Origin of the sequence: Methanobacterium sp. (assembly GCA_016222945.1) — an archaeon.
Lineage (GTDB): Archaea > Methanobacteriota > Methanobacteria > Methanobacteriales > Methanobacteriaceae > Methanobacterium_D.
In genome coordinates this window covers 237121-258844 of record JACRPY010000006.1, presented here as the reverse complement: position 1 = coordinate 258844, position 21724 = coordinate 237121, and the positions used below count along the sequence as shown (strand labels likewise).

The window sequence follows — 21724 nt, the reverse complement described above, 5'->3', positions numbered from 1 at the left end:
AAATATGGTTACTCTTGAAAATTCGGTTATAGCCCGCCTGGAATCCTACGGAGAACACTTTGAAATTCTCGTAGACCCAGACCTTGCTTCAGACTTTAAAAGAGGCGAAGAAATACCATTAGAAGACATATTAGCTGTTGAGGAAATCTTTAAGGATGCAAAAAAAGGGGACAAAGCATCTGAAGAAGCTATGAACAAAGCTTTTGAAAGTACCGATCCTCTCAAAGCTGCGGCCATAATAATTAAAAAAGGACAGGTCCAATTAACAGCCCAACAGCGAAAAGAAATGCAAGAAGAGAAAAAAAAGAAGATTATTGCAAAAATAACAAGAGAAGCCATAAACCCACAGACAAAACTTCCTCATCCTGCAAGAAGAATTGAAAAAGCCATGGACGAGGCTAGGGTTCATATTGATCCATTCAAAAGTGTTGATGAACAGATAAACACTGTTCTTAAAGCCATTCGCATTAAAATACCTATACGGTTTGAACATGTGAATGTTGCAATTAGAATTCCTGGAGATTATGCCGGGAAAGTATATACTGTAATTTCAGAGTTTGGAAAAACAAGAAAAGAAGAATGGCAAAAAGATGGATCGTGGATAGCTGTGGTTGAAGTACCTGGCGGCCTACAAGAAAGCTTTGACAGAAAATTAAACGAGCTTACTGGTGGACAGGTGGAAACCAAAGTAATATAAAAACTTCTTTTTATTTTATGGCTTTCTGAAAAAGGAGGCAGAACGTGATATTTGTAGAAGATAAAGATTTAGTAGTGCCAGGAGATGTTCTTGCAGATGAGGAGTATCATACTGGAAGGGGAACTTTCAAAGACGAAAGTAATATATGCTCATCTCTTGTTGGCTTAGTTGCTATTAGAGAAAAAAAAATAAGTGTCATACCTTTACAAAGCAAATACATCCCTAAAAGAGGAGACGTAGTAATTGGAGAAGTTACAGATATTAGATTCTCCATGTGGAATTTAGACATTAATTCCCCATACTCCGGATTTTTACCAGCCTCAGATGTTTTTGGAAGAGAAAAAAGAGAGTTAAGCAATGCATTTGATGTTGGAGACGTTCTTTTTTTAAGAGTTGTTGATGTAGATGAAGTAAAAAAGGTAAAACTTGGTTTAAAAGGCAGAGGCCTTGGTAAATTTAGAGGTGGAATTCTAATTTATATAACCCCAACCAAAGTACCGCGACTAATTGGTAAAAAAGGATCCATGATCAACATGATAAAAGATGAAACAAAATGTGACATCATTGTTGGCCAAAATGGAGTGGTATGGGTTAAAGGAGAACCTCAAATGGAAAGGGTTGCAGAAAAAGTAATAAATATGATAGAAGAGCAAGCCCACACCTCCGGACTAACAGATAGAGTAAGACACATGCTATCTGAACTTCTCGGCAAAGAAATAGAAGAAGAAGCTGAAGAAGATGAAAATGAGGTCCCTGAACCAAATACAGAAGAATAAACAGGGGTGATTATTATCTTAGTAAATAATAGCAACAATTTAAGGGCAGACGGAAGAAAATTTGACGAATTACGACCATTTAAAATAGAAGCAGGCGTTTTAGAACGAGCTGACGGATCAGCTTATCTTGAAATTGGAGGCAACAAAGTACTGGCTGCAGTTTACGGTCCAAGAGAACTCCATGTAAGACGTATAATGAGGCCAGACATGGCTGTTTTAAGGTGCAAATACAATCTGGCATCATTTTCTGTTGGAGACAGGAAAAGACCCGGCCCAGACAGAAGATCTGTGGAAATATCAAAAATAACATCAGATGCACTTAGACCTGCCGTATTTTTAGAAAAATTCCCAAGATCAACCATAGATGTGTTTATAGAAGTTCTTGAAGCTAATGGAGGAACACGGTGTGCAGGAATAACCGCCGCTTCAGTAGCATTAGCAGATGCAGGCGTGCCAATGAGTGATTTAGTTGTAGCATGTGCTGCAGGGAAAGCTGATGGTAATGTAGTGCTTGATCTTTCAGAAGAAGAAGATAAAGATGGTGAAGCAGATTTACCTGTTGCAATAATGCCAAGATCAGGGGAAATTACACTTCTTCAAATGGATGGACATTTAACAACTGGAGAATTTGATAAAGCATTAGGGCTTGCAATTGAAGGATGTAAAACAATCAACGAAGCACAAAAAGAAGCCATAAAAACAAGGTATGGTGAAAAAAATGGTTAATATAGTTCCCGAAATTACAAGAAAAAGTATAACCGAGTTAATAAAAGAAGGAGAACGTGCAGATAGCAGAGCTCCTGATGAATACAGAGAAATATCCCTTGAAGTAGGAATAATAGGAACAGCTGAAGGATCTGCAAGGGTTAAAATAGGTAACACACAAATAATGGTGGGAGTAAAATCTCAAATTGGCGAGCCCTTCCCCGATACCCCTAATGTAGGTGTTCTTATGACTAATTCTGAATTATTACCTATGGCCTCCCCTACATTTGAGTCTGGACCACCTGATGAAAGGTCTGTAGAACTTTCAAGAGTTACTGATCGTTGCCTTAGAGAAGGGCAAATTTTAGACCTTGAAAAATTATGCATAATTGAAGGCAAAAAGGTATGGATGATATTTTTAGATCTTCACGTATTAGATTATGACGGCAATTTAATGGACGCAGCAGTTTTAGGAAGTGTAGCTGCCATTTTAAACGCCAAAATACCTACTGCAAAGGTAGAAGAAGATGAAATAGTCATTGATAAAGAAAATTTAATGGATTTACCTATCAAAGAAAAACCTTTAATGTGTACATTTGCAAAGATAGGTGAAGAGTTAGTTATTGACCCTTCACTTGATGAAGAAAATATCATGGGTGCCAGAATCTCAATAGGAATGAGAGAAGACGGCAGCATCTGCGCAATGCAAAAAGGAGGGGAAGTACCCCTTACTAAAGAAGAAGTAACCAAAGTTGTCAATATAACTGGTGAAAAAACAAAAGAACTTAGAAAATATTTATAAAGCAAAAAGAATCTTTTTTGCTAAATTAAAACTTAAATTTTTAAGGTGATATAAATGGCAAGAACCAAAAAAGTCGGTATAACTGGAAGATTCGGTCCACGATATGGAAGAAAAGCAAAAAGGACCGTTAAAAGTATAGAAGAAAAAATGAAGAAAAATCATGTGTGTCCTCAATGTGATAGACCTGCTGTTAAAAGAGTAAGCAGTGGTATATGGAAATGTAAAAGATGTGACACTGTATTTACAGGCGGAGCATATGTTCCACAGACCCCAATGGCTAAAACAGCATCAAGGAACATAAAGAGGATCGTTGGAGCTGAATGAAACCATGCTTACAAATCTCCGATTTGTGATCCGAAATCATAGATTTCGAGAGTTTCATGAACCCAAAAAATCAAAGATTTTTGGAGCTGAATAATGTATAAATGTGCAAAATGCGGTACTTTAGTAGATCTTAAAGGATACACTGAAGCTAAATGTCCAAAATGCAGATACAGGATTCTTTTTAAAGAGATTCCGCCAGTAAAAAGAGACATAAGCGCAAGATAAACTATTTAAACAATTTCTAGATCTAGGCAGTATTAAATGTTTATAACAACATCAAGGAAACCATCCAGCAGAACAAGAACATTTTGCCAGAGTTTAAGTCGTGTTTTAAATGCCACGTACATAAACCGGGGGAAAATGAGTTTCCGAGATGTTTTAAATAAAGCATCTGAATCAGGGTTTAAAAAAATTGCTGTAATTTCCCAGATAAAGGGAAACCCCAGCAGAATTGAAATCTATGATACAAATGGCCAAATTTTGTTATTTTTAAAGATAACAATGGCACTTTTAGATTCAAAAGGTAAAATAAATCCAGATAAACTATGCATAAAATGTGAAATAGATGATCTAAATAAAGCATTTATAGATATTTTAGATATTCCTAAATGTCACCACGATTCCAATAGGAATGTTATGTGGGTCAAAGAGGGAGATTTAGAAAATAAAGCTTTAATAGAGTTTTATGATAAAGATGGTTTAATTAGAGATCCTAAAATTTATGTTAAAAACTGGAGATTTGAATGAACATTCCAGAACATGTGAAAGCTGAATTTAAAATTGAATTTGAAAATTTGCTGGATGCAGAAACAGTTTTAAGATCAATTGAACCTGAAATTCAAAGTTCTCCATCCAATAGATCATCTGTAAGTGTGAATTTAGATAGAAATGTTTTAAATTTAGTGATTGATGCTCGTGATGTTCCTTCTCTTCGGGCATCTCTTAATTCTTATCTTAGATGGATAATACTGTCCAGTGATGTTAAAAAATTAAAAATTAATTAAATTAATAAATAATGTAAAACTTAAAAGTTTGGTGATAAAATGGAACTTCCTCAAAATGTACAACACCAGTTAGCTCAATTCCAGCAAGCACAACAACAAGCTCAGGCAATTTCAATGCAAAAACAGACTGTTGATATGCAACTTAAAGAAACTGAAAATGCAGTTGAAGAATTAAAAAAGACTGATGACGATGCAGATGTTTATAAAACAGCTGGAACTTTGCTTATAAAGGTTAAAAAAGATGAAATGACCAAAGAACTTGAAGAAAAATTAGAAACATTACAACTTCGAGAAAAAACTGTTAAAAGGCAAGAAGAACGTATAATGAAAAAGCTTCAGGAAATGCAAGCTTCTATTCAAGAAGCAATGCAAGGGCCAGGTTTACAATAGAGGTTAATTAATTGAAAAAATTAACTGATGAAGACCTTGATAATATTTCCAAAATTGCAGTATCTTCTGCTGAAACATTTATTTTTTCCAGGGTCTCCAAAAAAGAGATTATTGATATAGATATTAACGTAGAACTTGTTTACAATGAAAGTTTGGATGTTGACGTCAGTGTTAACATTATATTTGATGATCTCTCATCTGCAGACTTCAAAATTGCAGATGAAGCCGCAGATTATGCAGTTTTAGAGATTGAAAAACTTTTAAAATAAAATATCTTATTTTTTTATTTTATAAACCTAAATTTTTTTTTAAATTAAACCACTTTTATTCTACTATAAACGTTAAATTAATTAGTTTAAAGTTAAGAAATTATTTTTATGATTATACCTGTTTTAGATTTAAAAGATAAAATAGCAGTATCTGGAAAATCTGGTAAAAGAGATACATATAAGCCTCTTAAAACTGTTTTTTGTGATTCATCCAATCCCTGCAAAATTGGAAAAACATTAAGCGTTTACGGTGCAAAAAGAATGTATATTGCCGATTTAAATGCAATAGAGGGAAAGGGATCTAATTTTGACGTTATTAAAAAAATAAATGAAGAAATACCTGTAATGCTTGATTGTGGAGCTAATAATGTAAAAAAAGTTGAAGATGCACTGGAAATAGCCCATAAAGTTATTGTTGCAACAGAAACATTGGAGAAGATAGAAGATCTCCATGATATTTTCAATAATGTGGATAAAAACAGATTAATTATCAGTGTTGATATCAAAGATAATGAACTGTTCAGCAAACACTTAAATATCACAATAAATGAGTTTATAGAAAAAATAAATGAATTAGAACCATCAGAAATTATAATACTTGATATTTCAAAAGTTGGAACTGAAAGCGGTGCAAATAAAGAACTTATACAAAAATTTATGGAACTTCCCACTTCTTTAATTATCGGTGGAGGCCTAACAAGCGAATACATAGATGAACTTGAAGATATAGGCTTAAATAAATTTTTAGTGGGCTCAACACTGCATAATGGTAAATTAGCTCCTGAATTTTAAAAATTTCATGAGGAAAGTAAAAAATGTCCAGTATAACATTAATAGGTCCTGTAACAGAAGACATTATTAAAAAAGATGATGCAGATTATAAATTAACTGGTGGGGCTGTTTATTACCAATGCAGTGTCCTTTCAAACCTTAAAATTAATACCAATGCAGTTATAACTATTTCTAAAGATGATATAGAACTTCTAAAGTCTTTTCCAGATGATGTAAAGATTATTCCTATTTTAGTGGATGAAACTGTAAAATTCAAAAACATATATCCTGATAATAATCCTAATCACAGAATACAGAAAGCATGCATCCCCCATAATCCCATAAATATCAATGATATATCCGAAAGTATAAAAAACTCAGATGCACTGCTTTTAGGTCCGCTAAGTCCTTATGACATTCCATTAAAGACTATTAAGGAGTTATATAAATTAGGAATACCATTGTATCTTGGTGCACAAGGTTACTTAAGACATTTAGAGGGTAATAAAATTGTTTTAAAGCCATGGGAAGATTTCAAGAAGTTCCTCAAATATATTAAAATACTTTTTATAGATGAAAATGAAGCAAAAATAATTTTAGGTAAAAATATTCCATTAGGACTGGTTGCAAAAAAACTGACCTTATTCGGTCCAGAAGAAGTAATCATAACACTTGGAAGTTCTGGTTCTCTAATTTATTCTAAAAAATTAGATAAGCTATATGAAATCCCTTCATTTACGCCTAAAAAAATAGAAGACCCTACAGGTCTTGGTGATACTTATATGGCTGCTTATACTGCAAGAAAACTTGAAACAGACAATCCAAAGCTTTGTGGATTATTTGCTTCTGCAGCTTCTGTTATAAAACTTGAAAATAAAGGTGCATTCAATGGAAACAAAAAATTAATTAAAGAAAAATGCAAAAATTTCAAATAGATTAAATTTTCTTTCAATTAAAAAAAAGTAATTTTACCATTATACTCCTAAAATGAATGGTAAGACTAAAAATGGCAAAATTCCTGCTGCAAAAAAGAGGATAACTCCTCCAACAGCATATTCTAATTTTTTATCCATTATGCCATTAGCAATAAGAAGTATTCCTAAAAATGCAAGTATTCCTGGAAGCATATGAGAATATATTAAAAATCCACTTACAGCTGGTGCTTCTACCATCTTTATATCACCCTTTACAAATTCATTCTTTTCTTTATTTAAATTGTACAATCATAGATTTAAAGTTTTTTTAAATCTTAACTTAAAGGCTCCACTGAAACCAGTTTACAATGAACAATCCATGCTGCCCTTGAAAATCCTGGAGGGTGGCATGTTACCAATAACAATTTTGGTTCATCACTTGGCTGGTATTTAATGTTTATACCCTTAGCACCCCACCTTACATCTCCATTAGATTCAACCTGATAAGTATACTTTTTCTGTGTAAGATTATCTTTGATTATAACTAAGTTTCCAGGTTTAAGTGTATATATATAAAGGAATGGTGCATGATGAGTAGTACGATGCCCCATTAAACTCATTTCACCCTTTTCTCCAGGGAAATAACTTGTAGGTATATGATAAACAGCACCAGGTGTGTTTATAGAGTAGGAACTTATCTTCCAATTAGCGTTTATATCGGGTATGGAAATTTCAGCCCATCCTGTGGATTTAGTAGGATTAGCAACACCATCCTTTATGTTAAAACTTGTAATCATTGATTCTAATGATTTTCCACCAAAAGATTCGTCGATCTCTACTCCGGAATCAACTTTTCCTTGACCTGGAGCAGTATATATTACACAGTAAATTACATTATTCTTTTCAAACCAAACTTCTTTTCTTTGTTGCGGGCCATTTTTCCCATTAACATTATACTCAAGCTCATAAGCCATTATTCCATTAACAGTGACATTTTTACTGGATACAAGTTGGAAATTTTGGTTAATTGTTCCTGCAGCATTCAAACTTAAACTTTTTGCTAAATTATAAGTTGAAGGCTTTGATAATTTTAAAACAGTTACATTCATTCCATTTGTGTCTGTAAATGTTACTACATTTGGTGCAGTGCCATTAGTTCCATTCCATGCTCCCGGGTAATCAAAAGAAATTTCTCCGTTGTCAAAATGTTTTGTTTGGGATTCATTACCACTTGATCCTGTCGCGAATAAAATAAAAATCACTAAAGCAAGTATAACAAGTAAATATCTATTCAATTATCTAATCTCCTTTTCCAAATTATTTTAGTATATCTATATTTTTATTCTCATCATATATTAACTTTGCGGATGGAGAATAAAATAATTTCAAATTTATAAGTTGCTAATGATAAAGTATATATTTAGTAAATAAATTAAAAATGAAAAAATTATTCCCGATAACTGGTGGACTAAAATGCAAGATATTAAAATTATCTCATGGAATGTAAATGGTATACGGGCCATACATAAAAAAGGATTCGTAAAATGGCTTTTAGATGAAAATCCAGATATATTATGTATCCAGGAAACTAAAGCTTCCCAAGATCAGCTACCAAGAGCTCTAAAACATGTTGATGGATATCATTCATATTTTTTAGCAGCAGAAAGGAAAGGTTACAGTGGAGTGGCAATTTACACTAAAATAAAACCTGAAAAAATAGAATATGGATTTGGAGTCCCTGAATTTGATAGAGAAGGTAGAACACTGGTTGCAGATTACGGTGATTTTATTCTTCTAAACATATACTTCCCCAATGGGAAAATGTCAGATGAAAGACTTAAATATAAACTGGAATTCTATGATACACTTCTAGATTATGCAAATAATCTTAAAGAAAATGGTAAAAACGTGGTAATTTGCGGAGATTTGAATACTGCCCATAAGGAGATTGATCTTGCAAGACCCAAAGAAAATGAAAAAATTTCAGGTTTCCTGCCTGTAGAGCGTGCCTGGATCGATAAATTCTTAAGTAACGGATACAGCGACACATTCAGAATGTTTAACACTGAAAGTGAGAATTATACATGGTGGAGTTACAGGACTCGTGCAAGGGAGAGAAATGTAGGCTGGAGACTTGACTATTTCTTTGTAAATAATGAATTTAAAGACAAAATAAAGTCTGCATACATCTTAAATGAGGTAATGGGCTCTGATCACTGTCCTGTTGGCATAAATATAGAATTAGAGTAAATAGCTACAATTTAAGCCATATTAAACATGCCTCATGAACATATACTAATTAATAAGAAATTATCAAGAGTTTTTTTATAAAAAGAAAAGTTTAAATCATAGTTTTACTTAATTAGATGAAAGAGAAGTTAAGAAATTTAGAATTTAAATTTAGAGGATGTTTTATAACAATTCCTCTTAATTAAAATTAAATTAATATTTAAATAATATTTCCCTATTTTAATCCATTTAAGCCTAAATCACCCATTATAAAGGAATCGTTAATGATAAACAATATTCTAGATACATTAGACTCAAAAAAGTGGTATAAAAATCGTTTAGAACATATAGAAACATTAAAACCACAAAAACCAGTTTATGGTGATACAAAGGCTATTTTACCCCAATATATAAAGAATTACTTAAAAAGAAAAAATATCAGACTTTATAAACATCAGTGCAATGCCATAGATTATCTGCGTGCCGGGGAAAATGTGGTTATAACCACCCCTACAGCTTCTGGAAAGACTCTTGCTTTTAATATACCTATTTTTGAAAAATTAATCCATGATAAGAATGCTACAGCACTTTATATTTACCCTGCAAAGGCTCTTGCAAATGATCAGCATAAATCAATGAAAGAACTTGAAAAATACTGTGGAATGAACTTAAATCCTGAAGTTTATGATGGAGATACAAGTCCAGAAGATAAAAGGCAGATTAGAAAAAACTCACGAATTGTTGTAACCAACCCCTATGAGCTCCATAACATCCTGCCATGGCATCATCAATGGGAAAACTTCATGAGCAACCTCAAATTTGTTGTAATTGACGAAGCACACCAGTATAGGGGTGTTTTCGGTTCTAATGTTGCTTTTTTACTTAGAAGATTTCAAAGAATTTTTAACTATTATGGCTCTGACCCTCAATTTGTTTTATCAACAGCAACCCTTGCCAATCCCATGGAATTTAGCGAGAAGTTAGTGGGAGTTAAATTTAAATTAATATCTACTGACGGTTCCCCTAAAGGAAAAAAACATTTTATATTTTACAATCCCTATTTTGACAGTGAGGGAAAGACCACAACACACGTAGAATCCCAAAATCTGTTCCAATTATTCCTATTAAACAAACTACAGACATTATGCTTTACAACTTCCAGAAAAATGGCAGAATTAATTGGAAGACGTTCTAGGAAAGAAATAGCTGAAATAAACCCTGAGCTTGCAGATAAAATTTCCATCTACCGTGCAGGTTACCTTGCTCAAGACAGACGTGAAATAGAAAATAATCTTAAAAATGGCACTTTAAAAGGAGTAACAGCTACAAATGCCCTGGAATTAGGTATTGACATTGGTTCGCTGGATTCTGTTATAATTTCAGGTTATCCTGGAACAATAATGTCAACATGGCAACAGGCAGGTCGTGCTGGAAGGGGAACTGATGATTCTATTGTAACACTTGTAGCCTTCCAAAATCCTTTAGACCAGTATTTTATGAAGCATCCTCAAGTTTTCTTTGATAAACCCCATGAACATGCAGTTATTGATTTATCCAATTTCCCTATTATTGAAGGTCATTTAATGTGTGCAGCAAAAGAAATGCCTGTAAAGCCAGATATGATGAAAATTGATTTTGAAACAGATGTAACGGACCATTTAAAGTCATTAGCTTCCAAAAAAATGATTGAAAAATCATCTGAAGGTTGGAAGTACTCAGGAACAGAATATCCTCCATTTAAAGTTAATCTGGGCAATACATCTTCTGAAATATTTAATGTGTATCACAAAGGAAAAGTTCTTGAAACCATGGATAAAAGACAGGCTTACACAGAAGCACATAAAGGGGCAGTATTAATTAATAAAGGAGAAACCTATATTGTACATGACTTCAGTTTAGCTAAAAATACGATAAAAGTAGTTAAAAAAGATGTTAACAGCCATACAAGTGTTCAAAAAGATATTGATATAAAAATACTTAAAGAATTAGAAGAACACAAAGTAGGTAATTTGAAAATTTCATTTGGAGAGCTTAAAGTTAGTGAATCTTATCCCAAATATAAAGTAATAGAAAAAAGTAAAATAGTTAGTGTTAGAAACCTTAAATTACCTCCAATCCAGTTTAAAACAAAAGGCATGTGGATCACCCTACCTGAAAATGTTAAAGAAGGTCTTAAATGTGCTATAGATAAAAAAGAGGTTTTTGAAGGAGGCATTCATGGACTTGAACACGCTATGATATCTATTATTCCCTTCCACGTTATGTGTGACAGATTCGATATAGGAGGTGTTTCCACACCCTCCCATGAAGACACTAAAATGGCTACAATCTTTATCTACGATGGATTTGAAGGAGGGATTGGATTAACTGAAAAAGCGTTCGATTTAATGGAAGAAATATTTAAAATGACCTACGAGCTTGTAAGAGACTGTACCTGTGAAGAAGGATGTCCAGCATGCATATACTCTCCAAAATGTGGTAATGATAATAAACCATTGGATAAAGAAGGAACATTATTTATAATAAGACAAATACTTGATTTAATGGAAATAGAAAGATTAGATTGAGGATTAAATAATGGCAAACCGGATGAATGCAGGATTAAAATTATATAAAAACGGGAACGTTAAAATCGAATTATTTGACGAAGATTTAATGATATTTGCCGTTGGAAGCTCTAAGGAAGGTAATTATCAAGTTAGCATGAACGAAAACATGTGGCTATGTGACTGTGATGACTATCAATACCGAAGCGAGAAAGAACCTGGCAGTTTTATCTGTAAACATATGTGGGCTGTTCTTTTTAAAATAGCAGAGTTAAAAGAGGAGATTTAAGTTAAATTGGAATAGTAATTATAATTTTATTTTGAAAAAAAGAAAAAATAAATAATAATAAACTATTAATAAATCTATATGACTTCTATTGATTTTTATGGTGGAGTAGATGAGATAGGTGGAAATAAAATTCAGATCTCATCTAATAATAATTCATTCTTTTTTGATTTTGGTAAAAGTTTCAACAAAGAAGGGGAATTCTTCTCGGAATTTTTACAGCCCTCGAAATTTTTCATTTCGGGGCATCGAAATCAAAGATTTCGACAGCCACGTAAAGCCAATGGAATAATGGATTTAATGGAATTTGGGCTTTTACCTAAAGTAAAAGGCATCTACAGGGAAGATTATCTTCGACACAGTGGTATTAACTTCAATGAAAAACCCTCAGTTCAGGGAATTTTAATAAGCCATGCACATATAGATCATATGGGTTATTTGCACCATATACGAGACGATATTCCTTTTTACATGAGCAAAGAGAGTTATTTGATTATTAAATCTCTGGAAACTACAGGTGCCCCTGGATTTTCCAATTATATTAATTATAAACAGGATTTTCTTTTAATCGAAAAAAAGATAGCAAAAGAAGGTAGCAGTACTCATAAAAGGGCCACTTCCAAGGACACGTTAAAGCCCAGGGAAATAAAATTAATTGAACCCTATGAAACATTTGAGATAGGTGATTTTAAGATAAAATCTGCTCCGGTTGACCATTCACTACCAGGATCATGTGCATTTTTAGCTGATAATGATGAAAATGCTTTAGTGTATACTGGAGACTTCAGATTTCACGGTAAACGAGAGTATGAGACTAAGAATTTTGTAAAAGAAGCTAAAAAATTCTCTCCCAACGTTTTGATTACAGAAGGCACACGAATTGATAGTGACCATAATCAACTGGAAACTGATATTGAAAAGAAAGCTGCAGAACTTGCACTGTCACATGGAGATCTTATCATAGTGAATTATCCTATTCGAGACCTGGATCGTTTTTATACATTTTACAATGTAGCAAAAGAGTCAGACAGAACTTTGGTTGTAAATACTAAACAGGCATTTTTATTAAATGAATTCCAGGATATGGGCTATCCATCTATTGATGATGTGGCAGTATACACTTCCCGAAAAAGTTGGGGTTTAACTGGCGATGAATCATATGTGGCTTTCGGTGATAAATGGATTTCAAGCAGCAAATTAGATCCAGAATATGTATCTGCCGATTATAAAGGTTGGGAAAAAGACTTTGTATCATGGGATAACAACGTAAACTACAAAGACTTAAAGGAGAATCCAGATGAATATATTTTCCAATGCGACTTCTTTGAATTTAAAGAATTGATTGATATTAAACCAGAGAATGCAATTTATATAAAATCCAAAACAGAACCATTTAATGATGAAATGGAGTTAGATAAAGAAAGAGAATTAAAATGGTTAGAACATTTTAATATAAAAGTCCATGAAGGTTACCACGCTTCAGGACATGCCTGCGGGCCAGAAATAATAGAGATGATTAGAGAAATTAACCCAGAAAGTGTTTATCCTATCCATACCGAAAAAAAAGAGAAATTTAATGTTTTAAAAGCAGATGGAATTAATGTTTTAAACCCTAAATTAAGCATGTAAATTCAATACGGAGTATTAATATGAATAAAGTACCTTTAATTGAACTTGAAACTCGTATGAAACGTTTTAGAAACCAGATGGATGTTTCAAATCCTCAATGGGAGATAGTTGTTATTTTCAGCAATATAAATCTTTATTATTTTACAGGCACCATGCAGGATGGAATGCTGATTATTCCTCGAAATGAAGATGCAACATTTTGGGTGCGCAGAAGCTATGAAAGAGCTTTGGATGAATCATTATTTGAAAATATAAAACATATGAATAGCTTCCGTGATGCTGCAAAAAGTATGAATGAGTTTCCAAATACAGTATATCTGGAAACAGAAGTAGTTCCCTTAGCCTTATACAAAAGATTTCAAAAACATTTCCCATTTAAGACATTTAAACCTGTAGATATCCACATTGCAGCTATTAGGGCTGTTAAAAGTGAATATGAGCTTTCTTTAATGAGGAAATCTGGTAAGATTCATCAATATGTATTAGAAGAAATTGCCCCTAATCTACTTCATGAAGGAATAAGTGAAGCAGATCTGGCAGCAGAATTGTTTAAAATTTTAATAGAAGAAGGACATCACGGTGTAACACGTTTTGGAATGTTTGATACAGAAATCGTTGTAGGACATGTTGGTTTTGGTGAAAGTTCAATATATCCCACCTATTTTGATGGAGCTAGCGGTAATTATGGTTTAAGCCCTGCAGTGCCTGTTTTTGGAAGCCGTAAGAGGAAACTAAAGAAAGATGATCTGGTATTTATTGATATCGGATGCGGAGTAGACGGTTACAACACAGATAAGACCATGACATACATGTTTGGCCACGAACTTCCACAATATGCCATCGATGCCCATAATAAATGTGTGGAAATTCAAAATGAAGTTGCAGAAATGTTAAAACCTGGTGCCATACCATCAAAGATTTATAACACCATAATGAACAATTTAGATGAAGAATTTCTGGAAAACTTTATGGGATTCGGCGAGCGTAAAGTAAAGTTTCTGGGTCATGGAATCGGATTATTAATTGATGAACTGCCTGTAATTGCACAAGGATTTAATGAACCGTTGCAGGAAGGAATGGTGTTTGCTGTAGAACCAAAAAAAGGAATTAAAGGAATTGGAATGGTTGGAATAGAAAACACGTTCATAGTGACTCCTAAAGGTGGAGAATGCATTACAGGAAATAGTAAAGGTTTAATTCCTGTTTTTTAAATTAAAAAAGAAAAAAATATTCTTAATTGTAGTTATATGCCTAACTTCGACTGTCATAAGTACTTTCAACGAGAGATACTGCTGTATCCTGTCCATTATCGCTTTGAGCAGAACCTCCGTTAACTGCACAATTAACTGCAATTAGATCATTAACATCGTTATCGTTGTCATCATCGTCATCGTCGCCTGAGCTAAAAGTACATCCTGAAGCACCTATCACCACTAATATTACAAAAAATGCAATGATCCCAGATACCATTCTATTCTTTTTCATTATTCCACCTCCTCAAAAGTTTTTGGCCATTAAATTAATGAGTACAATGGTTTTAAACATCTTCACAAATGAATATAATATAGTGCTATTTAAATATATTTACAATAAAAAAAACATTTTCCCTATAAACGTTTAGAAATATAAAAAAAAATATGATTTAAAAAAGGTGAATAAATTTGCCAATAACAACCCCAAAGGTAGAAAAACTATTTAATTACCTTAAAACTGGTGAAAGCAGCCAATTTTTTGAACATGTAGCCGATGATGTAAAATGGACAGTAATGGGAACACACCCCCTAGCTGGAACATACAAAAACAAAGAAGAATTCATATCACACACATTCAGCCGATTGAACAAAATACTAAAGGAAGGAGTAGTTTTAAAAGTAAATAACATCATTTTTCAAGACAATACAGCTGTAGTTGAGATGGAATCTCTTTCAACAGCTATCAATGGAAAGCCATTTAATAATACATACTGCTGGATAGTTAAATTTGAAAATGAAGTTATTGTTGAAGTGCGTGCCTATGTTGATTCCGCACTGGTTCAAAGAGTAATTGATGAAAATGAATAATCCCATTAAATACTTAAAAACAGCACAGTATTGGTTTAAATAAAGCCAATTATTTCCCCAAATTTACATTATTAATTTCATGACCCATAGATCGTATTTTAAAGGGGATTTCACTGTAAATACCTTTAAGATCCTCACGCAATTTTTCTAAAGATTCTGGGTCTTTAGAAAATAAAAGAACTCCTCCACCCCCACCAGCCCCCAGAGGGAAAGCTATACAGTTAAAAACTTTAGCACGTTCCAATAAATCCCTGGAACTTTCCATATAACCTTCACATAATTTTGTCCGAATTCTACGGTATTCATCTATTGATTCAGTAACATGATCCCATTTTTGTAGTCTTAATCCCTCACGAAACTTGTAAGCTACCTTCATTTTCTTAGAATGTAATTTATATCCAACTTCAGTCAAAAGAGCGTTTCTCCATGCTAAATTCACATCTGAACTTTGGCGAGGACGTCCAGTATGAAAAATAGCCGTTCTCTCTTCTAAAAGCCCGTAATCTTCTGGAGGCATTAATTCGTAACGTAAAGAATCACCATACCCTGTACCCGGATGTCCTGGTATTCCCCATGGAAACCAAACATAATCAGTTACTCCTCCAAAAATAACATTGGATTGTTCCTGAGTTCCAGTGATACTTACTCCAAAACCCTGTTCAATACGAGAAGCTAAAGAAATCAATTGAATCTTACTAAATGGCCGTCCTGCTAATTCATTTGCAAGTATACAAACACCAATTGTGGCTGTTGATGATCCTCCAAGTCCTGAAGATTGTATACCTTCTCGAAGATTCTCTAAAACAAACATAACCCCTTTGATGTCAAATATTTCAATTATTTTAAGTAACCAGTTCTCTTTTACTGGAATTACTTCACCAGGAAATGCTGTAACTTCAGTTTTATATTCAACAGATTTTACACCAATAAGGTCTGGATCAAAGGGACGGGCCTCAATTTTAGTTCCTGTATCAATGGTTATACCTACCGTTCTTGGAAGATTACATGTCCATTTTCTTGCAGGATCATCATTTTGAGGTATTTTTGGTAATTTCCAGAAGGTCTGCTGAAATTCGCTTAAATCTAAACTGGAACCTGGACCATCAATTCTGTTATAGGCAATAACATTAGGCAAAGCATTCTTTTTTTCTGCTATTTTTAAGGAATCATGAAGTTGAATAGACATTAAAAAATATCCTTTTTGAATTTTAAATTAAAAATCATTAGTATTTTATTTAAAGATCCTCTGAAACATTTAATTCATTTCAAATCGAGCTTCCTCAGGTTTTTTGGATTTAAGACTTCCTCTTTCATACATAACGGTCTCAATATCCTTTAATTGGTCAGATACCCATTTATTTAGGTCATTCTTTTCTAAAACTGCTCTTGCATTTTTAATCATCTGGGATTTGGTTTCCTCATCCATTAATAAAGCATTATCAATTGATTCTGCAGTTTGTCTTAGATCAAAAGGATTTATACAAATTGCACCATCTTTTAATTCTTCATAACATCCTGCTCCAGTAGAAAGAATTAATACTCCATTATTTTCGTTTACAACACTTCCTTCTTTGGCTACGATATTCATTCCATCTAATATAGGGTTAACCATTAAAACATCATATCTTTTAAAAAGAGCAGTTACTAAGTCGTAATCTCCCTTAAAAATGTATTTAATTGGCTCCCAGTCTGGAGTAGCATATTTATCGTTGATTTCATTAACTACGTCCATTATTTTATCGGTGTATTCTCTGTAAATCTTTATATCCTGTCTTGATGGCATTAAAGTTGCTACAAACTTGACTTTTTCTCTCCATTCAGGATATTTCTCAAGAAACATGTCATAAGCCTGGAATCCTCTGATAATATTTTTTGATAAGTCTGCTCTGTCTGTTCTGTAGATTAATTTGCAGTCTCCAACTATTTCATCTACTTCTGATTCTTTACCAATAACATTTGGGTCTTGTGCGTGTTTCTGCAGTGTTTTCACATCAACACTAATAGGATAAGTTCTTACATGACAGACATGTCCATTATATATAATATCTCCCAATATTTCATTCACCAAAGCGTTAGGCAGAATTAGTTTAATTGTTTGAAAGAAATTGTTCATATAACGAGAGATATGGAATCCTAAGACATCATTGGTGAGCATACTGTCTAATATTTCGATTTGCATGTGATTTGGCAATTGCTGGAATATCTCTGGCGGAGGGAATGGTATGTGGACGAATTGGCTCATAAGAACATCAGGATGCTGTTTCCTTATCAATTTAGGTGTTAAATAAAGGTGATAATCCTGTAACATTACTATTGGGGTCTTTTCTGAGTTATATGCATCTTCTCCTATGGCTTCTGCAAACTTAGTGTTTACGTATTGGTATGAATCCCATGCATGGTGTAATTCATCGTCTGCACATGGCGAATAGGGCGGATTCCACATAGAATGATGAATAAACCACAATAAAGGATTAGCAAATTTACCATTAAACCTATTATAAACATCCTCTTCTGTTTTGATTAATTGAATATAATATTCAGGGTTTTCCAAGGGTATAGGTATTTTAGAATCATATTTATCGTTTATATGGTGGTCACATTCTCCGATTGCAGAAGAAACCCATTTTCCATGGGTTTTTTCAAGGAATGGTATCATTGAACCGACAATACCTCCTTTTCCCCTTATTAGTTCCAGTTTCCCGTTTCCATCTCTTTTAAATAGTACCGGTCCTCTGTTGGAAGCTACTATTATTTCTTTGTCTTGTATAAATTCAGAGTTCATTCCTGTATCTCCTGTAACATTTGATTATTAGGCATTTAGCCAGAACCAATCGAACAGAAGACTACAACTTAAACCGTAAATAGAACATCTCCAATTGGCACCATCTTAATCTAAAATTTGTGAATGATTTAATTATTTTCTACTTTAATTACCTTCGTTATATACATTTGCTATTTAAAATAATGGAAAAACATTCATAACAACTTTAAAATTCGAAATAAAGTAGTAAAAACCAAAAACACGAAATAAATTTAAAAAAAAATAATTAAAAAAAGAATTTATCTATACTTTTTAAATAAATTACCGGCCTCTTTCATAAGGTCTTTTCCTGTACCTTTTAAAGTTTCAATGGTCTCATCCACAGGATCCTTATCTGATTTTTGACTGGAAACAGGTTGTTCAATCTTAGTTCCGCAGTCTGTACAGAACTTAATGTTAACTGGAAGTTTTTTAGAACATTTAGGACAGATAACTTCTTTGGGAGCTGTTTCAATCTTTGTACCGCATTCATTACAGAATTTTGTGTTGGGAGGTAATTGTGTAGAACAATTAGGACATTTTAATTCCTCAGTGGTTTCCTCTGGTGTAACCTGTTCCATTTTACTACCGCATTCAGTACAAAACTTAATATTTTCTTCTATTTGAGCTTTACAATTTGGACATTCTATTTTTACCATTAATATAACCCTCCATATAACCTATTTTTATTTTTAACTGATAAAAATCCTTTATTTTACCATATGATTTGAACTTTCACTAAATTTCTGTAGTTATGATGAATACCAGTTTATCTGCACCTATTATTTATGATTTATGATTATAGCAAAAAAGATTAAATCACTTTTTAAGGAATTCTAAAATTGTTTTAGACAAATAAGGAATATTTTGAGGAATAATAACGTTGTGTCCTGTATTTCCAATGATTTCCCATGTTGAATCTTTTATAAGTCTATGGGTTTGCTCTTGAAGCTCAAGAGGAATTAAAACATCTTCTTTTCCTGAAATTATCAATGTAGGTTTGGATATAGCTGAAATTTGGTTTTTAAGGTTAAATTCAAGACAAGCGTCAATAGAATGGATTATTGAAGGCACGTATTCAGTTTCAATCTTCTCTGCCCTAATATCTAAAAGCTCAGATTCATATTCCCTGATGAAATCAGATGTTAAAACAAGAGGCAGCATTTCATCAAAAAATAATTTAAACCCACCTTTAATTAAAGATTCACGAAGCATTAACAATGTTTCAGCCGAATTAGAATCAAGATATGTGAAACTGGATATTAAAATCATTGATTGGACCATCCCAGGATGATCAACTGTAAACTGTTGAGCTAAAGCCCCGCCCATAGAAAGCCCCATAAAATGGGCTTTTTTAATGTTTAAATTTACGAGTAGAGTATAAACATCCCTACTAAAATCATTAATAGAATAAGGAATGTCAGGTTTACTGGAATTACCATGCCCTCTAAGATCTAAAGCAATTACACGGTAATATCTGGTTAACTCTGGAATTAATGGTTCCCATAAGTTTAAATCATCTGATAGGCCGTGGATTAAGATTACGGGGAACCCCTGGCCTTTATCTTTGTAGTTGATTTTAATTTCATTTAGTTTGATTTGGGGCATTTTAATTCCTAACTATAGTTTGTATATTATTCTAGAGATGATTGTTATTATATTTTAGCAAATGAATAATTCATTTAAAGCTAATTTAAAAAAAATAGGAATTGTGAGGTTATTAAAAACCTCTTTTCTATCTAGTTTTATAGATCCTCTATGCTATCTTAGCGTCTTTTATAGATGGTACTGTTCTTTCACCACCCATTACTGTGGTGTATGTTGTTGGCCCCTCATATGTTCCAATTATAGTGATCTTTTGGTCTTCATATGCAGTTAAACCGCTTCCTGTAACCATTATATCTTTGTAATCATCGTTTCGAATCCTTAAATTATAGCCATCTGATTGTGAAACAGTCCCCGTTACTTTTACAAGTGTTCCTGCAGGTATACTGTTACCATATAATTGACTAATTGTAACTATTTGAGGTGTTGGTGCTGCTGGGGCTGCCGGTGTTGATGATTGACTAGTTGTAGTTGTCTGTGTTGTTGATTGATTAGCTGTGGATGTTGTTTTATCTGGAGAAGCCATCGCACCAAATCCAACTATTAATATCAACCCTAAACAACAAATTCCAACAATACCTATTGCAGCTTTAACTCCAGAGCTTTGCTTACTCCACCAACTTGTTTTTTCATTTATTCCTTCTTCATCTGACATATTACGCCTCCTTTTAACTTACTATTGTCCATTTCAAAGCTTTAAATAAAATTCCTATTCCAATTCCTGCTAAGACTCCAGTTGTAAATCTTAGAGGATTGTTACTTTCCCTATATCCTAAAAATTGTGTGATTCCATCTAAAAATGTTGGAATTATCAGTGTTATTGCAATTAGTACTGTTTCCATTGAGTATTGGATGTAGACAAAGTAAACAAATGCAAAATACGAAAAAGCACCAATATAAATTCCAGTACATCTTGAACATACTGGAAAATATGTATTTTTGATTTTAAATGTTCTTTCAGGTATTCTGTGACAAAAATATTTGCTTAGATTGTTTACTTCAATTAAATTCCCTCCCTTAAATTTGAGTCCAATTATGTAATTAGTAAGAACTATTATATAAATGTATATGTTTACTATTGAATGATATAATTATTATAATAAAATAAATATAAAATGAATATTTAAATAAAACTATATGTATATTTTATGTATATATATCTATTTATACTAATAAAAACTAAATATTACATAATATAAGTATAATTTTTGAGGAAAAGTATATTAAGGGTTAAAATATAGGATTAATTAATATAAAAGGCATCTAACTCAATGTTTAATGCTATACTGTGATATGATGACAAATACCTTAATATCAACAATATACTCACTAGAACCTGTAATGTTCTGCATCACACATTTTTCACCTAAAAAAATAGTTTTATTAATGGACAAAGAACCAGATAGCAAGCAATCTGAAGCTGTAAGAATGCTTAATGAAACTATTGGACAAGTATTAAAAATAGAATCCAATGAAACCGCGCTTTACGATGTTTTAACCATAGCTAAAGACACAGTTGATGTGATTGAACATGAACACAGTGAAGGAAACGAAATTATCGTTAATATCAGCGGAGGAAGGAAGCCTCAAGCTTTAGGTGCTCTTTTTGGATGTTATGCAAGGCATGAAATGGTTAAAAAAATTGTTTACGTTACAGAAGAAGACAAAAACGTTATTGAACTACCTATCCTTAATTTTGGAATTTCAAAAACAAAAAGAAGGATATTAGAAGAATTGGAAAACGACGGTATTTCAGTAAAAGACCTTTCAGATAAAATAGGAATCAGCAGAGGCATGACCTACAATCATCTTAGAGAACTAAGAGATATGGGATTTATAGACAGAGAAAAACTGGAAATAACAACTGCAGGGAAATTAGCCATTATCTAACTAAAATATCATTTATCACAATATTGT

Annotated in this window: 28 protein-coding genes; 19 read left to right on the top strand and 9 right to left on the bottom strand. The window is 32.8% G+C overall.

From position 1 onward, the window contains the following. Positions 1 to 4 precede the first annotated feature (4 nt). The 12 genes from HZC47_10400 (at position 5) to HZC47_10345 (ending at position 6673) form a co-directional block, all read left to right on the top strand. Positions 5 to 697 carry a ribosome assembly factor SBDS gene (locus HZC47_10400; protein MBI5681294.1) on the top strand — a complete coding sequence of 231 codons (693 nt, stop codon included), beginning with the start codon at positions 5 to 7 and terminating at the stop codon, positions 695 to 697. Between the two features lie 44 nt (positions 698 to 741). Continuing rightward, positions 742 to 1473 carry an exosome complex protein Rrp4 gene (locus tag HZC47_10395; protein MBI5681293.1) on the top strand — a complete coding sequence of 244 codons (732 nt, stop codon included), beginning with the start codon at positions 742 to 744 and terminating at the stop codon, positions 1471 to 1473. A gap of 9 nt (positions 1474 to 1482) precedes the next feature. After that, on the top strand, positions 1483 to 2199 hold the full coding sequence (locus HZC47_10390; protein MBI5681292.1) for an exosome complex exonuclease Rrp41: 717 nt from the start codon (positions 1483 to 1485) through the stop codon (positions 2197 to 2199). After that, a complete protein-coding gene (locus tag HZC47_10385) occupies positions 2192 to 2980 on the top strand; it encodes an exosome complex protein Rrp42 (GenBank protein ID MBI5681291.1) in 789 nt (262 codons plus the stop codon). The genes HZC47_10390 and HZC47_10385 overlap by 8 nt, the downstream gene beginning before the upstream one ends. 54 nt (positions 2981 to 3034) lie before the next feature. After that, positions 3035 to 3304 carry a 50S ribosomal protein L37Ae gene (gene rpl37A, locus HZC47_10380; GenBank protein ID MBI5681290.1) on the top strand — a complete coding sequence of 90 codons (270 nt, stop codon included), beginning with the start codon at positions 3035 to 3037 and terminating at the stop codon, positions 3302 to 3304. Between the two features lie 93 nt (positions 3305 to 3397). Then, positions 3398 to 3529, top strand: coding sequence for a DNA-directed RNA polymerase subunit P (locus tag HZC47_10375; GenBank protein MBI5681289.1), 132 nt, complete (start codon positions 3398 to 3400; stop codon positions 3527 to 3529). Positions 3530 to 3565: 36 nt separating this feature from the next. Further along, positions 3566 to 4051 carry a ribosomal biogenesis protein gene (locus HZC47_10370; GenBank protein MBI5681288.1) on the top strand — a complete coding sequence of 162 codons (486 nt, stop codon included), beginning with the start codon at positions 3566 to 3568 and terminating at the stop codon, positions 4049 to 4051. Next, the gene (locus tag HZC47_10365; protein MBI5681287.1) at positions 4048 to 4308 is read left to right on the top strand and encodes a hypothetical protein; all 261 of its coding nucleotides are present in this window, start codon (positions 4048 to 4050) and stop codon (positions 4306 to 4308) included. Before HZC47_10370 ends, HZC47_10365 begins: the two co-directional genes overlap by 4 nt. A 39-nt stretch (positions 4309 to 4347) precedes the next feature. Next, entirely contained in the window at positions 4348 to 4698 is a 351-nt protein-coding gene (locus HZC47_10360) for a prefoldin subunit beta (GenBank protein MBI5681286.1), read from the top strand. Positions 4699 to 4709: 11 nt separating this feature from the next. After that, the gene (locus HZC47_10355; GenBank protein MBI5681285.1) at positions 4710 to 4967 is read left to right on the top strand and encodes a DUF3194 domain-containing protein; all 258 of its coding nucleotides are present in this window, start codon (positions 4710 to 4712) and stop codon (positions 4965 to 4967) included. A gap of 102 nt (positions 4968 to 5069) precedes the next feature. Next, on the top strand, positions 5070 to 5759 hold the full coding sequence (locus HZC47_10350; GenBank protein ID MBI5681284.1) for a HisA/HisF family protein: 690 nt from the start codon (positions 5070 to 5072) through the stop codon (positions 5757 to 5759). A 23-nt stretch (positions 5760 to 5782) separates the two neighbouring features. After that, positions 5783 to 6673, top strand: coding sequence for a carbohydrate kinase (locus HZC47_10345; protein MBI5681283.1), 891 nt, complete (start codon positions 5783 to 5785; stop codon positions 6671 to 6673). 39 nt (positions 6674 to 6712) lie between these two features. Here the strand turns inward: HZC47_10345 and HZC47_10340 are convergent, their stop codons facing one another. Together HZC47_10340 and HZC47_10335 are read right to left on the bottom strand one after the other, a co-directional pair. After that, positions 6713 to 6910: a hypothetical protein gene (locus tag HZC47_10340; GenBank protein MBI5681282.1), complete on the bottom strand. Its 198-nt coding sequence runs from the start codon at positions 6908 to 6910 to the stop codon at positions 6713 to 6715. Positions 6911 to 6987: 77 nt separating this feature from the next. Further along, positions 6988 to 7947, bottom strand: coding sequence for a sortase (locus tag HZC47_10335; GenBank protein MBI5681281.1), 960 nt, complete (start codon positions 7945 to 7947; stop codon positions 6988 to 6990). A gap of 178 nt (positions 7948 to 8125) precedes the next feature. Between HZC47_10335 and xth the strand changes: the two genes are divergently transcribed. The 5 genes from xth (at position 8126) to HZC47_10310 (ending at position 14553) form a co-directional block, all read left to right on the top strand. Beyond that, positions 8126 to 8902: an exodeoxyribonuclease III gene (gene xth / locus HZC47_10330; protein ID MBI5681280.1), complete on the top strand. Its 777-nt coding sequence runs from the start codon at positions 8126 to 8128 to the stop codon at positions 8900 to 8902. A 263-nt stretch (positions 8903 to 9165) separates the two neighbouring features. Beyond that, a complete protein-coding gene (locus HZC47_10325) occupies positions 9166 to 11448 on the top strand; it encodes a DEAD/DEAH box helicase (GenBank protein ID MBI5681279.1) in 2283 nt (760 codons plus the stop codon). Between the two features lie 10 nt (positions 11449 to 11458). Continuing rightward, positions 11459 to 11716, top strand: coding sequence for an SWIM zinc finger family protein (locus HZC47_10320; GenBank protein ID MBI5681278.1), 258 nt, complete (start codon positions 11459 to 11461; stop codon positions 11714 to 11716). Between the two features lie 78 nt (positions 11717 to 11794). Next, positions 11795 to 13342: an MBL fold metallo-hydrolase gene (locus tag HZC47_10315; GenBank protein MBI5681277.1), complete on the top strand. Its 1548-nt coding sequence runs from the start codon at positions 11795 to 11797 to the stop codon at positions 13340 to 13342. A 20-nt stretch (positions 13343 to 13362) separates the two neighbouring features. Further along, a complete protein-coding gene (locus HZC47_10310) occupies positions 13363 to 14553 on the top strand; it encodes an aminopeptidase P family protein (GenBank protein ID MBI5681276.1) in 1191 nt (396 codons plus the stop codon). A 40-nt stretch (positions 14554 to 14593) separates the two neighbouring features. Here the strand turns inward: HZC47_10310 and HZC47_10305 are convergent, their stop codons facing one another. Then, a complete protein-coding gene (locus HZC47_10305) occupies positions 14594 to 14827 on the bottom strand; it encodes a hypothetical protein (GenBank protein ID MBI5681275.1) in 234 nt (77 codons plus the stop codon). Positions 14828 to 15009: 182 nt separating this feature from the next. Between HZC47_10305 and HZC47_10300 the strand changes: the two genes are divergently transcribed. Continuing rightward, the gene (locus tag HZC47_10300) at positions 15010 to 15402 is read left to right on the top strand and encodes a nuclear transport factor 2 family protein (protein MBI5681274.1); all 393 of its coding nucleotides are present in this window, start codon (positions 15010 to 15012) and stop codon (positions 15400 to 15402) included. Positions 15403 to 15451: 49 nt separating this feature from the next. On the opposite strand, the gene HZC47_10295 is transcribed toward HZC47_10300, so the two are convergent. From HZC47_10295 to HZC47_10270, 6 genes are all read right to left on the bottom strand, one after another. Further along, positions 15452 to 16588, bottom strand: coding sequence for a GHMP kinase (locus HZC47_10295; protein MBI5681273.1), 1137 nt, complete (start codon positions 16586 to 16588; stop codon positions 15452 to 15454). Between the two features lie 69 nt (positions 16589 to 16657). Then, entirely contained in the window at positions 16658 to 18184 is a 1527-nt protein-coding gene (locus HZC47_10290; GenBank protein ID MBI5681272.1) for a trehalose-6-phosphate synthase, read from the bottom strand. A 278-nt stretch (positions 18185 to 18462) separates the two neighbouring features. Beyond that, positions 18463 to 18861 (bottom strand): zinc ribbon domain-containing protein, encoded by a 399-nt coding sequence (locus HZC47_10285; GenBank protein ID MBI5681271.1) that lies wholly within the window; start codon positions 18859 to 18861, stop codon positions 18463 to 18465. A 160-nt stretch (positions 18862 to 19021) separates the two neighbouring features. Beyond that, positions 19022 to 19810, bottom strand: a complete 789-nt coding sequence (locus HZC47_10280; protein ID MBI5681270.1) for an alpha/beta hydrolase — start codon at positions 19808 to 19810, stop codon at positions 19022 to 19024. A gap of 148 nt (positions 19811 to 19958) precedes the next feature. Further along, complete coding sequence (locus HZC47_10275) at positions 19959 to 20462, bottom strand: hypothetical protein (protein ID MBI5681269.1); 504 nt, start codon at positions 20460 to 20462, stop codon at positions 19959 to 19961. A gap of 13 nt (positions 20463 to 20475) precedes the next feature. After that, positions 20476 to 20811, bottom strand: coding sequence for a DUF2085 domain-containing protein (locus HZC47_10270; GenBank protein ID MBI5681268.1), 336 nt, complete (start codon positions 20809 to 20811; stop codon positions 20476 to 20478). Between the two features lie 292 nt (positions 20812 to 21103). Between HZC47_10270 and HZC47_10265 the strand changes: the two genes are divergently transcribed. Then, positions 21104 to 21697, top strand: a complete 594-nt coding sequence (locus HZC47_10265) for a CRISPR locus-related DNA-binding protein (protein MBI5681267.1) — start codon at positions 21104 to 21106, stop codon at positions 21695 to 21697. Positions 21698 to 21724: the final 27 nt, after the last annotated feature.

Coding starts and splice junctions, on each gene's coding strand:
- HZC47_10400 (MBI5681294.1), top strand. CDS start 5: ATGGTTACTCTTGAAAATTCGGTTATAGCCCGCCTGGAATCCTACGGA.
- HZC47_10385 (MBI5681291.1), top strand. CDS start 2,192: ATGGTTAATATAGTTCCCGAAATTACAAGAAAAAGTATAACCGAGTTA.
- rpl37A (MBI5681290.1), top strand. CDS start 3,035: ATGGCAAGAACCAAAAAAGTCGGTATAACTGGAAGATTCGGTCCACGA.
- HZC47_10375 (MBI5681289.1), top strand. CDS start 3,398: ATGTATAAATGTGCAAAATGCGGTACTTTAGTAGATCTTAAAGGATAC.
- HZC47_10370 (MBI5681288.1), top strand. CDS start 3,566: ATGTTTATAACAACATCAAGGAAACCATCCAGCAGAACAAGAACATTT.
- HZC47_10365 (MBI5681287.1), top strand. CDS start 4,048: ATGAACATTCCAGAACATGTGAAAGCTGAATTTAAAATTGAATTTGAA.
- HZC47_10360 (MBI5681286.1), top strand. CDS start 4,348: ATGGAACTTCCTCAAAATGTACAACACCAGTTAGCTCAATTCCAGCAA.
- HZC47_10345 (MBI5681283.1), top strand. CDS start 5,783: ATGTCCAGTATAACATTAATAGGTCCTGTAACAGAAGACATTATTAAA.
- HZC47_10340 (MBI5681282.1), bottom strand. CDS start 6,910: ATGGTAGAAGCACCAGCTGTAAGTGGATTTTTAATATATTCTCATATG.
- xth (MBI5681280.1), top strand. CDS start 8,126: ATGCAAGATATTAAAATTATCTCATGGAATGTAAATGGTATACGGGCC.
- HZC47_10325 (MBI5681279.1), top strand. CDS start 9,166: ATGATAAACAATATTCTAGATACATTAGACTCAAAAAAGTGGTATAAA.
- HZC47_10320 (MBI5681278.1), top strand. CDS start 11,459: ATGGCAAACCGGATGAATGCAGGATTAAAATTATATAAAAACGGGAAC.
- HZC47_10315 (MBI5681277.1), top strand. CDS start 11,795: ATGACTTCTATTGATTTTTATGGTGGAGTAGATGAGATAGGTGGAAAT.
- HZC47_10310 (MBI5681276.1), top strand. CDS start 13,363: ATGAATAAAGTACCTTTAATTGAACTTGAAACTCGTATGAAACGTTTT.
- HZC47_10305 (MBI5681275.1), bottom strand. CDS start 14,827: ATGAAAAAGAATAGAATGGTATCTGGGATCATTGCATTTTTTGTAATA.
- HZC47_10295 (MBI5681273.1), bottom strand. CDS start 16,588: ATGTCTATTCAACTTCATGATTCCTTAAAAATAGCAGAAAAAAAGAAT.
- HZC47_10290 (MBI5681272.1), bottom strand. CDS start 18,184: ATGAACTCTGAATTTATACAAGACAAAGAAATAATAGTAGCTTCCAAC.
- HZC47_10285 (MBI5681271.1), bottom strand. CDS start 18,861: ATGGTAAAAATAGAATGTCCAAATTGTAAAGCTCAAATAGAAGAAAAT.
- HZC47_10280 (MBI5681270.1), bottom strand. CDS start 19,810: ATGCCCCAAATCAAACTAAATGAAATTAAAATCAACTACAAAGATAAA.
- HZC47_10275 (MBI5681269.1), bottom strand. CDS start 20,462: ATGTCAGATGAAGAAGGAATAAATGAAAAAACAAGTTGGTGGAGTAAG.
- HZC47_10265 (MBI5681267.1), top strand. CDS start 21,104: ATGACAAATACCTTAATATCAACAATATACTCACTAGAACCTGTAATG.